This is a genomic window from Chelatococcus sp. KU-N122 (assembly GCF_055391085.1).
In genome coordinates, this window is sequence record NZ_AP043981.1 from 6,173,638 (window position 1) to 6,192,703 (window position 19,066).

Below are 19,066 nucleotides of genomic sequence, written 5' to 3' on the forward strand. Positions count from 1 at the left end.
GGGGGCCGGCCGCGCTTGCCGAGGCCGGGCATTGCGCCTATAGCCCTCGCTTCAGCATGAGCGCTCCGCAACCACTTCCGGCCTTCCCGCATCGGCATTTGCTCGGGATCGAGGGCTTGTCGCGTCTCGACATGCTGCTGCTGCTCGACATGGCGGACGAAGCCGTCGAAGTGAGCCGCCAGGTCGAGAAGAAGAAGACGACGCTGCGTGGCCGCACCCAGGTGAACCTGTTCTTCGAGCCGTCGACGCGGACGCAGTCATCGTTCGAGATCGCCGGCAAGCGTCTCGGCGCCGACGTCATGAACATGTCGGTCGCATCCTCGTCGGTGAAGAAGGGTGAGACCCTGATCGACACGGCGATCACGCTCAACGCCATGCGGCCGGACATCATCATCGTCCGCCATCACCAGGCCGGCGCAGTCAACCTGCTGGCGCAGAAGGTGGAATGCTCCGTGGTCAATGCCGGCGACGGCGCCCACGAACATCCGACCCAGGCCCTGCTCGACGCGCTGACGATCCGCCGCAACAAGGGTGGCATCGAGGGGCTGGTCGTCGCCATCTGCGGCGACATCCTGCATTCGCGCGTGGCGCGGTCGAACATCATCCTGCTGCAGGCGCTCGGCGCCCGGGTGCGCTGCATCGGCCCCTCGACGCTGCTGCCGGCCGGTATCGCCGGCCTCGGCGTCGAGGTCTTCACCACCATGCGCGAGGGGCTGGCCGGCGCCGACATCATCATGATGCTGCGCCTGCAGCGCGAGCGCATGAACGGCTCCTTCGTGCCGTCGGTGAAGGAGTACTTCCGCTTCTTCGGCCTCGACGAGGAGAAGCTGTCCTACGCCAAGCCCGACGCCCTCGTCATGCATCCGGGGCCGATGAACCGCGGCGTCGAGATCGCCTCCGACGTCGCCGACGGTGCCCAGTCGCTGATCCGCGAGCAGGTGGAGATGGGCGTCGCCGTGCGCATGGCGGTGCTCGAAGCGCTGGCGCGCCACCTGCCCAACTCGTGAGGCCAGCCGTGCGTCCGCAGCTCCTCGCCAACGCCGAGCTGATCGATCCCGCCAGCGGCCGCCGGGAGCGCGGTGCCGTTCTGATCCGGGCCGGCACCATCGCCGACATCGTCTGGGGCACCGCATCGCCTGCAGCGCCCGAGGGGGCCGAGACCGTCGATTGCGCCGGTCACTGGCTGCTGCCCGGGCTCATCGACATGCGCGCCTTCGTCGGCGAGCCGGGCGCTGAACACCGCGAAACCCTGCGCACGGCAAGCCGTGCGGCTGCGGCCGGCGGCGTCACCACGCTGCTCTGCATGCCCAACACCAACCCGCCCATCGACGATCCGGCGATCGTCGACTTCGTCAAGCGGCGCGCGCGTGACACGGCGATCGTCAACGTGCATCCGGCCGCGGCGCTGACCAAGGGGATCGCGGGCGAGGAGATGACCGAGATCGGCCTGCTCAGCGAGGCCGGCGCGCTTGCTTTCTCCGACGGTGTGAAGTCGGTCCGCAACGCCCGCGTCATGCGCCGTGCGCTGACCTATGCGCGCGATTTCAACGCCCTGGTCATCCATCACACGGAAGACCCCGACCTCGTCGGCGACGGCGTCATGAACGAGGGCGAGCTGTCCAGCCGGCTCGGCCTGATCGGCATTCCGCGCGAGGCCGAGACCATCGTGCTCGAGCGCGACCTGCGCCTCGTACGCATGACCGGCGGCCGCTATCACGCCGCCCTGATCACCCACCCCCAGTCGATCGAGCTGATCCAGCGCGCCAAGGCCGACGGGCTGCCCGTCACCTGCGGCGCCTCGATCAACCACCTCGTGCTGAACGAGAACGACATCGGCGAGTACCGGACCTTCTTCAAGCTGTCGCCGCCGCTGCGGCACGAGGAGGATCGCCTGGCCCTGGTGGACGCGCTCGACGCCGGCATCATCGACGTCGTCGTGTCCGACCACAATCCGCAGGACGTGGAGACCAAGCGCCTGCCGTTCGCGGAGGCCGCCGACGGCGCCATCGGGCTGGAAACGCTGCTGGCCGGCGGCTTGCGGCTGGTGCACGGCGGCGGAGTGCGCCTCGAGCGGCTCCTTCACGCGCTGACCGTGCGGCCGGCCGAGCTGCTCGGGCTGCCGGCCGGACGGCTGGCGGCGGGAGCGCCCGCCGATCTCATCGTCGTCGACCCCGACGTCGCCTACATCCTGGACCGGGCGTCGTTGTGGTCGCGCTGCAAGAATACGCCGTTCGAAGCCGCCCGCCTGGAGGGCCGGGTGCTCGCCACCTACGTTGCCGGGCGGCTGGTCTATCAATACGCTTCGGCCTGAATGGGGTTGGCGATCGCGCGAAACGAGGCGGATATCGGGTTCCGGCCTCGGGGACGCGTCGGGGGAGTGAATGCTAGGCGGAAATGGTTGGCCGTATCTGGCTGCCGCGCTGGTCATCGGCTATGCGCTCGGATCGATTCCGTTCGGCGTCGTGCTGACGCGGCTGGCCGGCGTGGGGGATCTGCGCCGCATCGGCTCGGGCAATATCGGCGCCACCAACGTGCTGCGCACCGGCCACAAGGGCCTCGCGGCGGCGACCTTGCTGGGGGACGCCCTCAAGGGAACGGTCGCCGTGCTCATCTGTGCCCGTTGGGGCACGGGAGCGGCCCTCGCAGCCGCCCTCGGCGCTTTCCTCGGCCACCTCTTTCCCGTCTGGCTCAACTTTCGCGGCGGCAAGGGCGTCGCCACCTTCCTCGGCTGCCTGATTGCCGTGGAATTTCTCGCAGCAGTGGTCTTCGCCGTCGTCTGGCTGCTGTTCGCCTTCATCACCCGGTTTTCGTCGCTGGCGGCGCTGGTCGCCAGCGCTCTCGCCCCGGTGACGCTGATCGCTATGGGCAGCCCGTGGTCCGGCGCCCTGTTCGCGCTGCTGGCCGCCCTGCTGTGGTGGAAGCATCGGGACAACATCCGCCGGCTGCTGGCCGGGGAGGAGAGCCGCATCGGTGCCAAATAGCCGGCCGCGCCAACCAGCCGCACGCGCATGACGGCGCTGCCGCTGCCGCTCGACGATAGCCAGCGCCGGGACTGGCTGCGGCTGTCGCGCTCGGAGGGCATCGGTCCGCGCAATTTTCGTGTGCTGCTCGAGCGACACGGCAGCGCCGCCGCCGCGCTCGCGGCGCTGCCCGAGCTCGCCCGCAGGACCGGCCGGCCGATCAAGATGGCGGATGCCGCCGACGTCGACCGCGAGATCGAGGCCGCGGAGCGCTTGGGCGCCCGCTTCGTCGCCCTGGGCGAGGCCGACTATCCGCTCGCCCTGCGGGTGATCGATTCGGCGCCGCCGCTGATCGCCGTCCGCGGGCGGACAGATGCGCTCGCCATGCCCAAGGCCGCCATCGTCGGCTCCCGCAATGCGTCGGCCGCCGGGTTGAAGTTTGCCGAGCGCCTGGCGCAGGCGCTCGGCCAGGCTGGCTACGCCGTCGTATCCGGTCTGGCTCGCGGCATCGACGCCCGCGCCCACCGGGCGAGCCTGCCGACCGGAACGATCGCCGTGCTGGCCGGCGGGCATGACCGGATCTACCCGCCCGAGCACGACAAGCTGCTGGCGGCGCTGCTGGAGCAAGGCGCTGCCGTCAGCGAGATGCCCATGGGCTGGGTGCCGCGCGGGCGGGATTTCCCCCGCCGCAACCGGCTCGTCTCGGGTCTGTCGCTCGGCGTCGTCGTGGTGGAAGCGGCGATGCGCTCCGGCTCGCTGATCACCGCGCGTTTCGCGCTGGAGCAGGGGCGCGAGATCTTCGCCGTCCCCGGATCGCCGCTCGATCCGCGCGCGGAAGGCACCAACGACCTGATCCGTCAGGGCGCGACGTTGTGCGCCGATCCCGACCACGTGCTGTCGGTGCTGGCGCCTTTGCGTGAGGCGTCGCCGATGCGCCTGGAGGACCGCGGACCGGCCAGCGAGCCGTTGTGGGACGAGCTGGATTTCGCTGGCGCGGTCAGGCCCCGGCAGGATGCGCAGCCGGACACGGCGGAGGGAGCTGCCCCGGCCGCCGCGCCTGCGGTGGCCGAGCCGCACGAGATCATACTGGCGCTGCTCGGCAGCACGCCAGTGTCGGTGGACGACCTTGTGCGCGCCTCGGGGCTCACGGCGCGGGAGGTCCAGGTGGCGCTGCTCGATCTGGAGCTGAACGGCCGCATCGAGCGCCACGGCGGGCAGGCCGTTTCGCTCGTTCCCGGTCCATCGACATGATCCGTCAGGACGCCTGCGTCGCCGGCGGACGGCTTTACCCGTCTCTCGACCGGCCGCGGTCGCCGGCCTCCACGTGGGCCATGCTGAGAAAGTGAGCCAGGAGGTGCAGGTCGCCAGCCTGCGCCAGGTGGTAGAGCTCCAAGGTCATCCGCTCGATGTGGCGCGCGATGTCCCGCGGGGTCAGTGCCGGCTGCGCGCGGCGCATCCGGGGCCCCGGCGGGGGTGTCTTTGTCGTCATCGTGGTCAGCCAGCCTCGTCCCTTAGAGCGGGGTGATGTCTCGTCGAACGTCGCTCCGCTTGTTGTTGTCTTGGAGCATGCCCTTCTCCAAAGTCCGGCGTGTACGTCTTGGGATCATGCTCGAGGTTCGGGGCGACTCTGGATTCCGATACGCTTGCGAGCGCCGTTTGGATGCACGCCGCCGACCACCCGAACCCGTCATTCGATCTCCGGCGGGAGCAGCTCGCGCCGCAGCCCCTCCAGCCGGTCGAGAGCGCCCTGCAGGATGTAGGACGCGGCGATCTTATCGACGAGCTCGCCGCGCCGCGCGCGGGACGCGTCCGCGTCGATGAGCATCCGCGTGACCGCGACGGTGCTGAGGCGTTCATCCCATAGGGCAATCGGCACGTCGGTGAGCCTCGAGAGATTGCGGACGAAGGCGCCGGTCGCCTGTGTGCGGGGGCCTTCGGAGCCGTCCATGTTCAGCGGCCAGCCGACGATGAGCCCGCCGACCCCCTGCTTTTGAACGATGCCGAGCAGCAACGCCGCATCCGCGGAGAACTTCGTGCGCCGGATGGTCTCCAGCGGTGAAGCGACCCGCAGCGTCACATCGGACAGCGCCAGGCCGATCGTCTTAGTGCCGAGGTCGAGTCCAAGCAACCTCACATTCGCCGGAAGATCAAGAAAATTGCCCAGGGGCACATGGAAAGTGGGCTTTTGTGCTGTGTTCATGGGATCGTCGCCGCCTATTCACAAGGTTAGAATGTATTTTCGTCGAAGGCTCGATTGCCCGTGCCCTGGATCTGCTTTCGGCGACCACCAATACTCAAGGCTGCGGTTGCGCGAGGCGCCGCTCGGCAGGCGGCGGCCCGGACGGCTTCCTGTCGAGCGGGTCGCCCACGTTCAGCGCTCGCCAGGACGGCGGCGGCGGGGGGTGACCGTGGGGACGCCTTGCCGTAAAGCTCGCCCGGGTTTCGTCAACCCCTCCGCTGCCGCGGCCGCGAGAGCGGGGTTTTCTGGGAGAACTCGATGCAGATCACGTGGTACGGTCATTCCGCTTTCCGGCTGGATTTTGCGGGACGTTCGGTGCTGGTCGACCCGTTCTTCACGGGCAATCCGGCTTTCGATGGCAACAAGGACGAAGCCATCGACGGGATTTCCCATGTCCTCATCACCCACGGCCACGGAGATCATATCGGCGACGCCGTCGACATCGCCGACAAGACGGGCGCGACCGTCATCACCAACTACGACCTGTGCATGTACCTTGCGTCGCAGGGGCTCAAGAACTTCAATCCGATGAACACCGGCGGCACCATCGACGCCGGCGGCTTCCGCGTGACGCTGGTGCGGGCCGACCATTCGGCCGGCCTGATCGAGGTGGGCGTGAACTTCCCGCTCGGCAGCCCCAACGGCATCGTGGTGCGGGCGGACGGCGAGCCCACGGTCTATGCCATGGGCGACACAGACGTGTTCAGCGACATGGCGCTCATCAACGAGCTCTACAAGCCCGACGTCGCCTTCGTCCCGATCGGCGACCGCTTCACCATGGGGGCTGAGAGCGCGGCCTACGCCATCAGGAAGTTCCTGCCGGTCAAGACCGTGGTGCCCTGCCACTATGGCACGTTCCCGATCATCGATCCGGACGCGACCAAGTTCACGGCCGCCTTGCAGGGTGCCAGCTCCAAGGTCATCGTGCCGCAGAAGAACGAGGCGTTCGCGCCCTGAAGGCCGGAGCATGTCGCAATTGGATGAGGTCATCCGATTGCACGGACATGCTCGTGCCTTTTGAATCCGGAGCGCTTTCTGCGATCGGGTGGCTCCAACCGATGGCGAAGCGCTCCGGGACTGTGCCACGCGCACCACTTGCTTGCGGTGTGGAAGGGGCGGGTGCTATGAGGCGCCCACCCCAAATCCCGACAGGCTACAGGCCCTAGCACCGGAGGCGGCATGTCCGTCGATGCGACCACCGTTCGACGTATCGCGCATCTGGCGCGCATTGCCGTGACCGAGGACGACGTCCCTCATCTGGCCGGTGAGATCAATGCCATCCTCGCCTTCGTCGAGCAGTTGGGCCAGGTGGACGTCGCCTCCGTCGCGCCGATGACGTCGGTGTCGCCGATGGTCATGCGTCGGCGCGCCGACGAAGTGACGGACGGAGGCTACCCCGAGAAGGTGGTGGCCAACGCGCCGATCAGCGAGGACGGCTTCTTCCTCGTGCCCAAGGTGGTCGAATAGGCCATCGACTGTCCGCCGCGCGGCGGACACCGGGCCCGCAACCGTGACGTGCGACGAAAGACATCGATGTCCGAGCTGACTGATCTCACCTTGGCGCAGGCGCGCGAAGGGCTTCGCGCCAGGCGTTTTTCCTCCGTCGAGCTGACCAGGGCGTACCTGGAGGCGATGGAGCAGGCGCGGGGGCTCAACGCCTATGTGCTGGAGACGCCGGAGCGGGCCTTGGCCATGGCCGAGGCGGCTGACGCCCGGCTGGCGAAGGGCGGGGCGCGGCCGCTCGAAGGCATCCCGCTGGGCGTCAAGGATCTGTTCTGCACCGAAGGTGTCCGCACCACGGCGTGTAGCCGAATCCTGGCCGATTTCGTGCCGGCCTACGAATCGACCGTCACCAGCCAGCTCTGGGCGGACGGTGCGGTCATGCTCGGCAAGCTCAACAACGACGAGTTCGCCATGGGCTCGTCGAACGAGACCTCGGCCTTCGGGCCGGTGATCTCGCCGTGGCGCCGCGACGGCTCGGATGCACCGCTGGTGCCCGGCGGCTCCTCGGGCGGCTCCGCCGCAGCCGTGGCCGCGCGCCTCTGCCTGGGCGCCACGGCGACCGACACCGGCGGCTCCATTCGCCAGCCGGCGGCGTTCACCGGCACGGTCGGCATCAAGCCCACCTACGGCCGCTGCTCGCGCTGGGGCATCGTCGCCTTCGCCTCGTCGCTGGACCAGGCCGGGCCGATCGCCCGCACCGTGCGCGACAGCGCCATCCTGCTGTCGTCCATGGCCGGGCTCGATCGCAAGGACACGACCTCCGTCGACCTGCCGGTGCCGAATTTCGAGGCGGCCGTCGGCCGGGGCGTGGCCGGGCTCACCATCGGCATCCCGCAGGAGTACCGCGTCCCCGGCATGTCGGCGGAGATCGAAGACCTCTGGCAGCGCGGAGCGGGCTGGCTCAAGGCGGCCGGCGCCAACATCGTCGAGGTCTCGCTGCCGCATACCAAGTACGCGCTGCCGGCCTATTACATCGTCGCCCCGGCGGAGGCGTCGTCGAACCTGGCGCGCTACGACGGCGTGCGCTACGGCCTGCGCGTGCCCGGGCGCGACATCGTCGAGATGTACGAGAACACACGTGCCGCCGGCTTCGGCCGTGAGGTCAAGCGCCGCATCATGATCGGCACCTACGTGCTGTCCGCCGGCTACTACGACGCCTATTATCTGAGGGCGCAGAAGCTGCGCTCGCTGATCAAGCGCGATTTCGACGCGGTCTATGCGCAGGGCGTCGATGCCATCCTGACGCCGGCGACGCCGTCGGCCGCCTTCGCGCTCGGCGAGAAGGGGGCAGCCGATCCCGTGGAGATGTACCTGAACGACATCTTCACGGTTACCGTGAACATGGCGGGGCTTCCCGGCATCGCCGTGCCGGCCGGGCGCGACGGCCAGGACCTGCCGCTCGGCCTGCAGCTGATCGGCAAGCCTTTCGACGAGGAGACCCTGTTCGCCGCCGGGCAGGTGATCGAGGACGCCGCAGGCCTGTTCGCTCCGCCGTCGCAGTGGTGGCGTTGACGCCATCCGGGAGGCTGTCATGGCCTATGCGGTGAAGGAGATCTTCAAGACCTTGCAGGGCGAGGGCGCCCAGACCGGCCGGGCCGCGGTGTTCTGCCGCTTCGCCGGCTGCAACCTGTGGAGCGGCCGCGAGGAGGATCGCGGCAAGGCCGTCTGCCAGTTCTGCGATACCGATTTCGTGGGCTTGGACGGGGAGGGTGGCGGTCGCTTCGCATCCGCCGACGATCTCGCCGACGCCATCGAGACCGCCTGGGACGGCGGCCTGGAGCGCCGCTTCATCGTCTTCACCGGCGGCGAGCCGCTGCTCCAGCTGGACGAGCGATTGCTCGACGCCGTGCACGAACGCGGCTTCACCTGCGCCGTGGAGACCAATGGCACGGTCGAGCCGCCGGCCGGCCTCGACTGGATCTGCGTCAGCCCCAAGGCCGGCGCGCCGCTGGTGGTGCGCCGCGGCGACGAGCTCAAGCTCGTCTATCCGCAGCCGGAGCTGCCGCCCGAGACCGTGGCCGGACTTGATTTCGCTCACTTCTATCTGCAACCGATGGATGGAGCGGAAAAGGCCGCCAACACGGCCGCGGCGATAGCCTATTGCCTGGCCAATCCGCGCTGGCGGCTGAGCGTCCAGACCCACAAGGTGATCGGTATTCCTTGATGTTCGAGCTCTCCAAGCAGTTCCGCTTCGAGGCGGCGCATACGCTCCGGCGCGAGGTGGACGCCGAAGGGAGCCGGCGCATCCATGGCCATTCCTACCGGGCCGAGGTGACCGTGCGCGGCGTCCCCGATCCGGTGACCGGCATGCTGATCGACCTCGGGCTGTTCGAGCGGGCGCTGGCGGCGGCGCGCGACGGGCTCGATCACCATTTTCTCGACGAGGTGCCGGACCTGGGGCCGGCCACCATGGAAAACCTGGCCCTGTGGATCTGGCGCAAGGTGGAGCCGGTCTGCCCCGGCCTGGCGCACGTCACCGTGTTCCGGGATTCCAACGGCGAGAAGTGCACCTATTTCGGCGAACGGGCGTAAGCTGCGCCGACCCATGAGAGATGCGGCTTCCGGGCGAAGCCGACGAGGACCGCGACGATGAATGCACCCATGCGCTCCGCCAAGCTGATCAAGGGCGCCACCGGCGACTGGGAGGTGGTGATCGGCATGGAGATCCATGCCCAGGTCACCTCGCAGTCGAAGCTGTTCTCCGGCGCCTCGACCGAGTTCGGCGGCGACCCGAACGACCACGTCTCGCTGGTCGACGCGGCGATGCCGGGCATGCTGCCGGTGATCAACGACGAGTGCGTCAAGCAGGCGATCCGCACCGGCCTCGGCCTCAAGGCGCAGATCAACCTCGCCTCGGTGTTCGACCGCAAGAACTACTTCTATCCCGACCTGCCGCAGGGCTATCAGATCAGCCAGTACAAGCATCCGATCGTCGGCGAGGGGCAGGTCGTCGTCGACCTGGCCGAGGGCGCGCAGGTCACCGTCGGCATCGAGCGGCTCCACCTGGAGCAGGATGCCGGCAAGATGCTGCACGATCAGCACGCGACCATGAGCTTCGTCGACATCAACCGCTCGGGCGTGGCGCTGATGGAGATCGTCTCCAAGCCGGACCTGCGCTCGTCGGACGAGGCGCGCGCCTATGTCAGCAAGCTGCGCACCATCCTGCGCTACCTCGGCACCTGCGACGGCGACATGGAGAAGGGCTCGCTGCGCGCCGACGTCAACGTCTCCGTGCGCAAGCCGGGGGACCCGCTGGGCACCCGCTGCGAGATCAAGAACGTCAATTCGATCCGCTTCATCGGCCAGGCGATCGACTACGAAGCGCGCCGGCAGATCGGCATCCTGGAGGACGGCGGCGCGATCGCCCAGGAGACGCGCTTGTTCGACGCCGGCAAAGGCGAGACGCGGTCGATGCGCTCCAAGGAAGAGGCGCACGACTACCGCTACTTCCCCGACCCCGACCTGCTGCCACTGGTCCTCGAGCAGGCCCTCGTCGACGATCTGGCCCGGCACCTGCCGGAGCTGCCCGATGAGAAGAAGGCCCGTTTCATGGCCCAGTACGGGCTGGCGGCGTACGATGCCGGCCTGCTGGTCGCGGACAAGGACACTGCCGATTTCTTCGAGGCGACCGCCGGCCACGGCAACACGCCGCGCGACGCCAAGGCCGTCGCCAACTGGATCATGGGCGATGTCTCGGCCTACGCCAATTCGGTGGGGCTGCCGGTCGCCCAAACGCACGTCACGCCGGCCCAGATCGCAAGCATCGTCGACCTCATCGGCGAGGGCATCATCTCCGGCAAGATCGCCAAGGACGTGCTCGCCATCATCGTCGCCGAGGAGAAGTCGGGCGATCCGCGGGCCATTGTCGAGGCGCGTGGGCTGAAGCAGGTCACTGACACCGGCGCCATCGAAAAGGTCGTCGACGAGATCATCGCGGCCAATCCGGACAAGGTGGAGCAGGCCAAGGCCAAGCCGACCCTGATCGGCTGGTTCGTGGGGCAGGTGATGAAGGCGAGCGGCGGCAAGGCCAATCCGCAGGCCGTCAACGAAATCCTGAAGGCCAAGCTCGGGATCTGATCCGGATGGCCGTTCCATGGCTGGCGCGCGGAGTGGATTCGCGGTTCGCGAAGGCATACGCCGATGGAGCGCGCTCGTCGGAGAGGCAACACGCAGCTCCAAGCTCTTGAATTCGGTGGTCTTGTCCGGACCGGCGGGGGCGCCCGTCGGGAGGCGCTCCGGGCCGGCGTGTGCCAGAGCACGTGCAGGCTGGCGACCGCCTCCCCATATGCGATGGGCGTTCGAGAAGCCTGTTACCCGCCGCCATGGAGCCGCGGCGCCGGGCCGGACCGACCGAGGAACCCGCGCACGCGGTCCAGACGCAAGCGTGCATGTCTGGCATGACTTGCGCATGTGCCGGCGGACGCGGTCCGACGACGATCTCTCAAGCATAGGCGGCTCGCGCGCAACGAGCGGAGCATGCGCTCCGCTCAGTGGTACGCTCATGTGCGCTAACGCACTTTGCCCGGCGAAAACCGCTACCTACGATCCGCGCGGAAACGCCGGCAGGAGACAACAATGGTCAAACAAGGCAAGCCGATCGAGCTCTATTACTGGCCTACACCCAATGGGTGGAAGGTATCGATCATGCTTGAGGAGTGCGAGCTCCCCTATGTGGTCCACCCGGTGAACATCGGCAAGGGTGACCAGTTCAAGCCCGAGTTCCTGGCCATCTCGCCCAACAACCGCATGCCGGCCATCGTCGACCCGGAAGGGCCCGACGGGCGGCCGATCTCGGTGTTCGAGTCCGGCGCCATCCTGCAGTATCTCGGCCGCAAGACGGGCCAGTTCTACCCGACCGACGAGCGCCGTCGCGTCGCCGTCGACGAATGGCTGTTCTGGCAGGTCGGCGGCCTCGGCCCCATGGCGGGCCAGGCCCACCACTTCCGCATCTATGCGCCGGAGCGGATCCCCTACGCCGTCGAGCGCTATACCAACGAGGTGCACCGGCTCTACAGCGTGCTGGACAGGCGCCTGGCCGATCACGAATTCCTCGCCGACGACTACTCCATCGCCGACATGGCCACCTTCGGCTGGGCCAAGCTGTGGGAGCGGCAGGGCCAGGACATCAACGATTTCCCGCACATGCGACGCTGGCTCGAGGCGATCAAGGCGCGGCCGGCAGTGCAGCGCGGGCTGGCCGTCAATGCCGAGGACCGGCAGAAGCTCGACATCATGAAGGATCAGGAAGCCCGCAAGGTGCTGTTCGGGCAGGGCGCTCGCTGAACGCGCAGCGGCTGGCGCGGACGGCCCCCAGCCTGACGAAGCGTATCAGAGGACATCACCCGCAGGCCCATATGCGGCCAGGAACACATCGACCGCCGCGTCGACCGTGTAGTCGATCGCCTGCGGTGTCGGTTGGGCCGTGAGGCCGAAGAACAGCGGCTTGAGAATGCTGCCCTGGCACAACTCCAGGAAATGGTAGGCAGCCAGTACTGGGTCCGGCGTCCGCAGGCGGCCCGCTCCTGCCTGGGCCGTGATGTACGCCGCCAACCGGTTGACGCCGTAACCGGGCCCCGCCTCGTAGAAGACGCGGCCGACCTGTGGAAACTTCTCGGCGGCGGCCATGACCATGCGCACCATCGAAATGTGGTCGGGCTGCACCAGCATGTTGACGATGCTGCGTCCGTAGCTGCGCAGCACGCCGCGCACGTCCGGATCGTCGATCACCAGCGACACGATCTGCTCGGCCGCCTGCCGCCGGTCTTCCAGCACGAGATCCCGGAACAGATCCTCCTTGCTGGCGAAATAGACGTACAGCGTTCCCTTGGACACGCCTGCCGCCTTGGCGATGTCGCCCATGCTGGCGCCGTCGAAGCCGCGGGACCGGAAGATCCGCCGCGCGCCCGCCAGGATCTGCAGGCGCTTGGATACCTGCGGCGCCTCGTCCGCCTCGACGGCCGCCGCCCCACGGGCCGGCTTGCTGTTCGTCGTTTCCACGTCCACGCAGCGATCCATCATCGGTTATGACTACAGGCACCGTACTCACGCTTGCGCACGCGCCCATGTCAAGCTCGCATGGCCTATATATTGACTGAACGGTTCGGTCAATCTAGACGTGAGCGAGCAGCAGAGCAGTGCCGGGGTGAGTGCGCATGGATAGGCGAGAGAGCGTCGAAGCGGAGCCGGGCGGCGCCGCGGCGGGGCCCGGCGACGAACTGGGTGCATCCGCGGCCGCGATGAGCTTGCCCCGCGCCGCCGTCCTGGTGCCCGTCCCGGATCCCGCTGCGCGAGGGCCGGCGCCGGCCGCGCCGGCGCGGATCCCACCGAGCCCGGTGGACACGCCGCGCTCCGCTCCGCCCGCGACCCCCGATGCGCCGGCTCCGGCACGCAAGCGCGGCCGCAAGCGCTTCATCTTCCTCGGCGTGATGCTGGTGCTGCTGAGCGCCGGTGGGTATTTCGGCTACCAATGGTGGACCGTCGGACGCTTCCTGGTCTCCACGGACGACGCCTACGTGCGCGCCGACATGACGATCCTGGCGTCGAAGGTCTCCGGCTACGTCACCGCCGTCCCAGTCGACAACAACCAGGGCGTCAAGGCGGGCGACCTGATCGCCAAGATCGACGACGGCGACTATGCGCTGGCCGTGCAGTCCACGCGCGACAAGGTGGCGACCCAGCAGGCCACGGTGGCCCGCATCGCCGAGCAGACCAAGGCAGCCCAGGCGAGCGTCGACCAGGCCCAGGCGCAGATCCCGGCCAATCAGGCCGATCTGGTGCGGACCACGGCCGAGCTCGACCGGCAGAACCAGCTGGCGCAGCGCGACTATGCCAGCCAGCAGAAGCTCGAGACGGCGCGGGCCGACCGGGCGCGCGCCGATGCGGCCGTGAAGGGCGCGCAGGCCGGTCTGGCTGCGGCGAAGGCCAACGTCGCCGTCCTCAACGCGCAACGCGTGGAGGCCGAGCGCCTCCTGGCCGAGCTGAAGACGGCGGTGGCCAAGGCGGAGCGGGACCTGTCCTTCACCGAGGTCAGGGCGCCGATCGACGGGACCATCGGCAACAAGGCCGTGCAGGTGGGCCAGTTCGTGCAACCCGGAGCGCGGCTCGCGGCGCTGGTGCCGCTCGACGACGTCTACGTCGACGCCAATTTCAAGGAGACGCAGCTCGCCCGGCTCAAGGCCGGCCAGCCCGTGGACATCACCATCGACGCCTTCCCCGGCCGTCGGTTCGCCGCGGTGGTCGAGAGCGTGTCGCCGGCGTCGGGTGCCCTGTTCAGCCTGCTGCCGCCCGACAACGCCACGGGCAACTTCACCAAGATCGTGCAGCGCGTGCCGGTGCGGCTCCGGCTCAGTCCGGAGGTGACGGCCGAGCATGTGCTGCGGCCGGGCATGTCGGTGGTGGCGACGGTGTCGATCAAGGACGGCGACACCGCGCCCGCGAACCGGCTGGCCAAAAGCGAGCCGGCCAAAAACGAGCCCAGGGATCAGCTCAAGCCTTCCGGACGGGACCACGCCGCGGCACCCGAGCGCCCGCAGCCGTCGGTGGCGCCGCCGGCGCCCGAGCGGAAGAAGGCGCCGGTGGCTTCACGATGAGCCGCCGCCGCGCCACCCCGTCGACGGCGCTCCGAGGCCGCGCATGAGTGCGGTGGCGACGGCCGGCGCCCGGGCGCTGCCGCCGGCCGGCGCGTCGCCGGCGAACACCAAGCTCGACGGGCGCAAGTTCTTCGCGTTCCTGTGCATGGTGTTCGGGATGTTCATGGCCATCCTGGACATCCAGATCGTGTCGGCGTCGCTGGCCGAAATTCAGGCTGGGCTCGCCGCCAGCGCCGACGAGATCTCCTGGGTCCAGACCAGCTATCTCATTGCCGAAGTGATCATGATCCCGCTCTCGGGCTTCCTCTCCCGGGCGCTGTCGACGCGCGTGATCTTCTCGATCTCCGCGGCCGGCTTCACGATCATGAGCTTCATGTGCGCGACGGCCACCTCGATCGAGCAGATGATCGTCTACCGGGCCCTGCAGGGCTTCATCGGCGGCGGCATGATCCCGACGGTGTTCGCCTCCGCCTACCTCGTCTTCCCTCCGGAGAAGCGGCCGGTCGTGTCGCCCATCATCGGGCTGGTGGCGACGCTCGCGCCCACCATCGGCCCGACCGTCGGCGGCTACCTGACCGATCTGTTCTCCTGGCACTGGCTGTTCCTCGTCAACATCGTGCCCGGCATCTTCGTGACCATCGCCACGGTCACGCTGGTCGATTTCGACGAACCGCATTTCGCCCTGCTCAAGCGCTTCGACTGGCTGGGCCTCGCCGCCATGGCGGCCTTCCTGGGCAGTCTCGAATTCGTGCTGGAGGAGGGGCCGACCAAGGACTGGTTCGACGACGAGTACATCGCCATCTTCGCCGTCGTGAGCGTGGTGGCGGCTGTCGCCTTCTTCTGGCGCGCGCTCAACCGGGCGGAGCCGGTCGTCGATCTCAAGGCCTTCACCAACCGCAACTTCGCGGCCGGCTGCGCCTTCAGCTTCGTCATGGGCATCGGCCTCTACGGGCTGACCTATCTCTATCCGGTCTATCTCGCCCGCATCCGCGGCTACTCGGCCTTGCAGATCGGCGAGACCATGTTCGTCACCGGCGCCTTCATGTTCATCACGGCGCCCATCGCCGGGCGGCTGTCCGCCAAGGTCGATCCCCGCCTGATGCTGGCGGTCGGCTTTGCCGGCTTCGCGCTGGGGACTTGGCAGGTCACGTGGATCACCAAGGACTGGGACTTCTGGGAGCTGTTCGTGCCGCAGGTCCTGCGCGGGGTGTCGCTGATGACCTGCATGATCCCGATCAACAACATCGCGCTCGGCACGTTGCCCCCGCAGCAGCTCAAGAACGCCTCGGGGCTGTTCAATCTCACCCGCAACCTCGGCGGCGCCGTCGGCTTGGCCCTCATCAACACGCTGCTCAATGCCCGCCTCGATCTGCACCTCAGCCGCCTGATCGAGCGGGCCAGCTGGGACCGCAATGTCGTCGTCGAAACCCTCGACACGCTGGCGCAGGCCATGGGGACCCTGGGCAGCGACGCGGACAATGCGGCGCTCAAGCAGGTGGCGCTGATGGTCCGCCAGCAGGCAACGGTGATGGCCTTCGCCGACGTCTTCTTCGTGCTCACCTTCCTCTTCGCGTCGCTCGTCCTCTTCTCGCCGATCATGCGCCGCCCTCAGCCCGGTGCAGGCCCCGCCGACGCGCACTGAGACAAAGGCGGAACTGCGGTCGCACCCCTCATGAAACCGCTTTCCTGACCGCGCGAACGTGCTGTAGGTGTGCCCCCGTCCGGGGGTAGGCGATGGCGACGAGGAACGAACACGTGGCCGTGGGGGCGGTGCGCCGCAACTTCGCGCCGTGGTCGGACCCCAACGCCCAACCGTTGATCCGGTTCGACGGCGTCACCAAGCGCTATGGCGCCACCACCGCCGTCGATGCGCTTTCGCTGTCGATCTACGAGCGCGAGTTCTTCTGCCTGCTCGGCCCGTCCGGCTGCGGCAAGACCACCCTGATGCGTCTGCTGGCGGGGTTCGAGACCCCGGACGAGGGCCGCATCCTGCTCGCCGGCGTCGATCAGGCGGCGACACCGCCGCATCTGCGGCCGGTGAACATGATGTTCCAGTCCTATGCCCTGTTCCCGCACATGAGCGTGGAAGGCAACATCGGCTTCGGACTGCGCCAGGAGAGGCTGCCCCGGGACGAGATCCGGGCGCGCGTCGACGACATGCTGCGCCTGGTGCAGCTCACCGGGCTCGCTAAACGGCGTCCCGACCAGCTCTCGGGCGGGCAGCGCCAGCGCGTCGCTCTGGCGCGGGCGCTGGCCAAGCGTCCCAGGGTGCTGCTGCTTGACGAGCCGTTGGCCGCTCTCGACAAGAAGCTGCGCGAGGCCACGCAGTTCGAGCTGATGGACATCCAGATGACGCTCGGCACCACCTTCCTGGTGGTGACGCACGATCAGGAGGAGGCCATGGCCATGGCCGACCGCATCGCCGTGATGGAGCACGGCCGGATCGCGCAGCTCGACCCGCCCAACGTCATCTACGAACAGCCCGCCAGCCGCTACGTCGCCCAGTTCATCGGTGACGTGAACCTGCTCGAGGGGAAAGTCACGGACCGCCGGGGCGACCTCTGCACCGTATCCTGCCCGGCAGCCGACGCGTCCCTGAGCGTCGTCTCGACCGAGGCCATGACGCGTGGGCAGGCTGTGGCGGTCGCGATCCGCCCCGAGAAGATGCGGCTCGGCCGGGGCCGGCCTCCGCCCGGCACGTCCAATGCGATCACCGGCGAGGTGTGGGACATCGGCTACCTCGGCGATTGGACGACCTACGTGATCAAGCTCGCCAGCGGCCACCTCCTGCGCGCCTCGCAAGCCAATGTCGCGCGCTTCGTCGAGCAGCCGCTGACCTGGGAGGAGACGGTCCATGCGGTCTTCGCGCCCGACGCAGCCGTGATCCTGAGCCGGTAGCGCCGCGATGGTGGCGAAGCAGGGCACACGTTGGTCCGGGCGGGCGCTGGTACGCTTCTGGCCGTTTGCCTGGCTGATCGTGTTCTTCGCGCTGCCGTGCCTCCTGGTGCTGCGCATCAGCCTCTCGGAGGTGGCGACGGCGCAGCCGCCCTACCGGCCCGTGATCGACTGGTCGGCGGGGCTCGACGGCGTCCTGACGGCGGCACGGGCGCTGAGCTTCGACAACTTCCGCATGCTGCTCGACGACAGCCTCTACTGGCAGTCGGCGCTGTCGTCGGTGCGGCTGGCGGCCACGGCCACGCTCATCCTGCTCGTGCTCGGCTATCCCATGGCGTACGCCGCCGCGCGCCTGGCGAAGCGCTGGCGCGAGATCGTCGTCATGCTCGTCGTGCTGCCGTTCTGGACGAGCTTCCTCATCCGCGTCTACGCATGGATCGGCATCCTGAAGCCCGAGGGCCTTCTCAACGCGGGCCTGATGAAGGTCGGCATCATCGATGCGCCGCTCGAGATCCTCAACACCGAGAGGGCGATCCTGATCGGGCTGGTCTATTCATACCTGCCGTTCATGGTGCTGCCGCTCTACGCCACGCTGGAGAAGCTCGACGGAACCCTGCTCGAGGCAGCCCAGGATCTGGGCGCGGCGCCGACGAAGGCGTTCTGGGCCATCACCGTGCCGCTATCGTGGCCCGGCATCGTTGCCGGGGCGCTGCTCTGCTTCATCCCGATGGTCGGCGAATTCGTCATTCCCGATCTGCTCGGCGGGTCCGAGACGCTGATGATCGGCCGGACGCTGTGGAGCGAGTTCTTCGGCAACCGCGACTGGCCGCTGGCCTCGGCGGTTGCGGTGGTGCTGCTCGTGCTCCTGGTCGGACCGATCGTCGTCTTCCGTGAGCTGGAGGCGCGCCGGTCCGCATCGGGGGCGGGCGGGCTCACGGGAGGCCGCTGATGCGCCGCGGCAGCGCCTTTCGCAGCACGGTGCTGATCCTCGGCCTGGGCTTTCTCTACCTGCCCATCGTGGTGCTGGTGATCTATTCGTTCAACGCCTCGCGCCTGGTGACGGTCTGGGGCGGTTTCTCGGTCAAGTGGTACGCGGCGCTGCTTGCCAACGCACCGTTGATGGAGGCCGCCTGGACCAGCCTCAAGATCGCCGCCTTGTCGGCGACGATGGCGACGGTGCTCGGCACGTTGGCCGCCCTGGCGCTGGTCCGGCATGGCCGCTTCGGTGGCCGGTCGCTCTTCACCGGGCTGATCTACGCGCCCCTGGTCATGCCCGAGGTCATCGTCGGGCTGGCCCTGCTGCTGCTGTTCGTGTCGGTGGGCGTGGACCGCGGCCTCTGGACCGTGGTCATCGCCCATACGACGCTGACCCTGTGCTTCGCCACCGTGATCATCCAGGCGCGGCTGGCGAGCTTCGACCGGTCGCTGGAGGAGGCCGCGATGGATCTCGGCTGTCCGCCGGCCAAGACGTTCTTCACCGTCACGCTGCCGCTGATCGCACCGGCCGTGGCTGCGGCCTTCCTGCTCGCCTTCACGCTGTCGCTCGACGACCTGGTCATCGCGAGCTTCACCACCGGACCCGGCGCAACGACGCTGCCGATGCGCATCTACAGCCAGGTGCGGCTGGGCGTGACGCCCGAGATCAACGCCGCCTGCACCATCCTCATCGCGTTCGTCGCCGTCGGCCTGGGTCTTTCGTTCGCCTTGACGCGGCGCGCGGCCAGAAGCGGCGCGGACGACGGGAGCGAGACGCAGGCGCCCGCACGCCACGGGGCGCGACGAACCGTGCGCGAAACACCCTGACCGAGACACGCCGGACGGGACGGCTCGCGCCCCTGGCCCGACTCGGAGCTTGCGCGCGACGATGATATAAACCTTGC

19 protein-coding genes are annotated in these 19,066 nt (G+C 68.4%); 16 read left to right on the top strand and 3 right to left on the bottom strand.

Annotated features, from left to right (window positions below; genetic code table 11):
• Positions 1-56: 56 nt before the first annotated feature.
• From ACZ5PO_RS28065 to dprA, 4 genes are all read left to right on the top strand, one after another.
• Complete coding sequence (locus ACZ5PO_RS28065; protein ID WP_464185441.1) at positions 57-1,007, top strand: aspartate carbamoyltransferase catalytic subunit; 951 nt, start codon at positions 57-59, stop codon at positions 1,005-1,007.
• A gap of 8 nt (positions 1,008-1,015) precedes the next feature.
• Positions 1,016-2,311, top strand: coding sequence for a dihydroorotase (locus ACZ5PO_RS28070; RefSeq protein ID WP_464185442.1), 1,296 nt, complete (start codon positions 1,016-1,018; stop codon positions 2,309-2,311).
• A gap of 70 nt (positions 2,312-2,381) precedes the next feature.
• Positions 2,382-2,981 (top strand): glycerol-3-phosphate 1-O-acyltransferase PlsY, encoded by a 600-nt coding sequence (gene plsY / locus ACZ5PO_RS28075; protein ID WP_464185443.1) that lies wholly within the window; start codon positions 2,382-2,384, stop codon positions 2,979-2,981.
• Between the two features lie 42 nt (positions 2,982-3,023).
• On the top strand, positions 3,024-4,211 hold the full coding sequence (gene dprA / locus ACZ5PO_RS28080; RefSeq protein ID WP_464197070.1) for a DNA-processing protein DprA: 1,188 nt from the start codon (positions 3,024-3,026) through the stop codon (positions 4,209-4,211).
• A gap of 34 nt (positions 4,212-4,245) precedes the next feature.
• Here dprA and ACZ5PO_RS28085 read toward each other — a convergent pair whose 3' ends face one another.
• Both ACZ5PO_RS28085 and ruvX read right to left on the bottom strand, forming a co-directional pair.
• On the bottom strand, positions 4,246-4,449 hold the full coding sequence (locus ACZ5PO_RS28085; RefSeq protein ID WP_464185444.1) for a hypothetical protein: 204 nt from the start codon (positions 4,447-4,449) through the stop codon (positions 4,246-4,248).
• Between the two features lie 198 nt (positions 4,450-4,647).
• Positions 4,648-5,160, bottom strand: a complete 513-nt coding sequence (ruvX, locus tag ACZ5PO_RS28090; protein WP_464185445.1) for a Holliday junction resolvase RuvX — start codon at positions 5,158-5,160, stop codon at positions 4,648-4,650.
• 297 nt (positions 5,161-5,457) lie between these two features.
• On the opposite strand from ruvX, the gene ACZ5PO_RS28095 reads away from it, so the two are divergent.
• The 7 genes from ACZ5PO_RS28095 to ACZ5PO_RS28125 all read left to right on the top strand — a co-directional run bounded on the left by ACZ5PO_RS28095 (position 5,458) and on the right by ACZ5PO_RS28125 (position 11,985).
• On the top strand, positions 5,458-6,156 hold the full coding sequence (locus ACZ5PO_RS28095; RefSeq protein WP_464185447.1) for a metal-dependent hydrolase: 699 nt from the start codon (positions 5,458-5,460) through the stop codon (positions 6,154-6,156).
• Between the two features lie 222 nt (positions 6,157-6,378).
• Positions 6,379-6,666 (top strand): Asp-tRNA(Asn)/Glu-tRNA(Gln) amidotransferase subunit GatC, encoded by a 288-nt coding sequence (gene gatC, locus ACZ5PO_RS28100; protein ID WP_464185449.1) that lies wholly within the window; start codon positions 6,379-6,381, stop codon positions 6,664-6,666.
• A 66-nt stretch (positions 6,667-6,732) separates the two neighbouring features.
• Positions 6,733-8,214, top strand: a complete 1,482-nt coding sequence (gene gatA / locus ACZ5PO_RS28105) for an Asp-tRNA(Asn)/Glu-tRNA(Gln) amidotransferase subunit GatA (RefSeq protein ID WP_464185452.1) — start codon at positions 6,733-6,735, stop codon at positions 8,212-8,214.
• A 19-nt stretch (positions 8,215-8,233) separates the two neighbouring features.
• Positions 8,234-8,866, top strand: a complete 633-nt coding sequence (gene queE, locus ACZ5PO_RS28110) for a 7-carboxy-7-deazaguanine synthase (protein ID WP_464185454.1) — start codon at positions 8,234-8,236, stop codon at positions 8,864-8,866.
• Positions 8,866-9,234 carry a 6-pyruvoyl trahydropterin synthase family protein gene (locus ACZ5PO_RS28115; RefSeq protein ID WP_464185456.1) on the top strand — a complete coding sequence of 123 codons (369 nt, stop codon included), beginning with the start codon at positions 8,866-8,868 and terminating at the stop codon, positions 9,232-9,234. The genes queE and ACZ5PO_RS28115 overlap by 1 nt, the downstream gene beginning before the upstream one ends.
• Positions 9,235-9,291: 57 nt before the next feature.
• Positions 9,292-10,779 (top strand): Asp-tRNA(Asn)/Glu-tRNA(Gln) amidotransferase subunit GatB, encoded by a 1,488-nt coding sequence (gene gatB, locus ACZ5PO_RS28120; protein ID WP_464185457.1) that lies wholly within the window; start codon positions 9,292-9,294, stop codon positions 10,777-10,779.
• A 498-nt stretch (positions 10,780-11,277) separates the two neighbouring features.
• Complete coding sequence (locus tag ACZ5PO_RS28125) at positions 11,278-11,985, top strand: glutathione S-transferase N-terminal domain-containing protein (protein WP_464185458.1); 708 nt, start codon at positions 11,278-11,280, stop codon at positions 11,983-11,985.
• Between the two features lie 45 nt (positions 11,986-12,030).
• Here ACZ5PO_RS28125 and ACZ5PO_RS28130 read toward each other — a convergent pair whose 3' ends face one another.
• A complete protein-coding gene (locus ACZ5PO_RS28130; protein WP_464185459.1) occupies positions 12,031-12,720 on the bottom strand; it encodes a TetR/AcrR family transcriptional regulator in 690 nt (229 codons plus the stop codon).
• Between the two features lie 134 nt (positions 12,721-12,854).
• Between ACZ5PO_RS28130 and ACZ5PO_RS28135 the strand changes: the two genes are divergently transcribed.
• The 5 genes from ACZ5PO_RS28135 (at position 12,855) to ACZ5PO_RS28155 (ending at position 18,989) form a co-directional block, all read left to right on the top strand.
• Entirely contained in the window at positions 12,855-14,291 is a 1,437-nt protein-coding gene (locus ACZ5PO_RS28135) for an HlyD family secretion protein (protein WP_464185460.1), read from the top strand.
• Positions 14,292-14,343: 52 nt separating this feature from the next.
• Positions 14,344-15,933: a DHA2 family efflux MFS transporter permease subunit gene (locus tag ACZ5PO_RS28140; RefSeq protein WP_464197072.1), complete on the top strand. Its 1,590-nt coding sequence runs from the start codon at positions 14,344-14,346 to the stop codon at positions 15,931-15,933.
• Between the two features lie 92 nt (positions 15,934-16,025).
• Entirely contained in the window at positions 16,026-17,189 is a 1,164-nt protein-coding gene (locus tag ACZ5PO_RS28145) for an ABC transporter ATP-binding protein (protein ID WP_464185462.1), read from the top strand.
• Between the two features lie 7 nt (positions 17,190-17,196).
• A complete protein-coding gene (locus tag ACZ5PO_RS28150; RefSeq protein ID WP_464185463.1) occupies positions 17,197-18,135 on the top strand; it encodes an ABC transporter permease subunit in 939 nt (312 codons plus the stop codon).
• A complete protein-coding gene (locus tag ACZ5PO_RS28155; protein ID WP_464185465.1) occupies positions 18,135-18,989 on the top strand; it encodes an ABC transporter permease in 855 nt (284 codons plus the stop codon). The genes ACZ5PO_RS28150 and ACZ5PO_RS28155 overlap by 1 nt, the downstream gene beginning before the upstream one ends.
• The last annotated feature ends 77 nt before the right edge of the window (positions 18,990-19,066 follow it).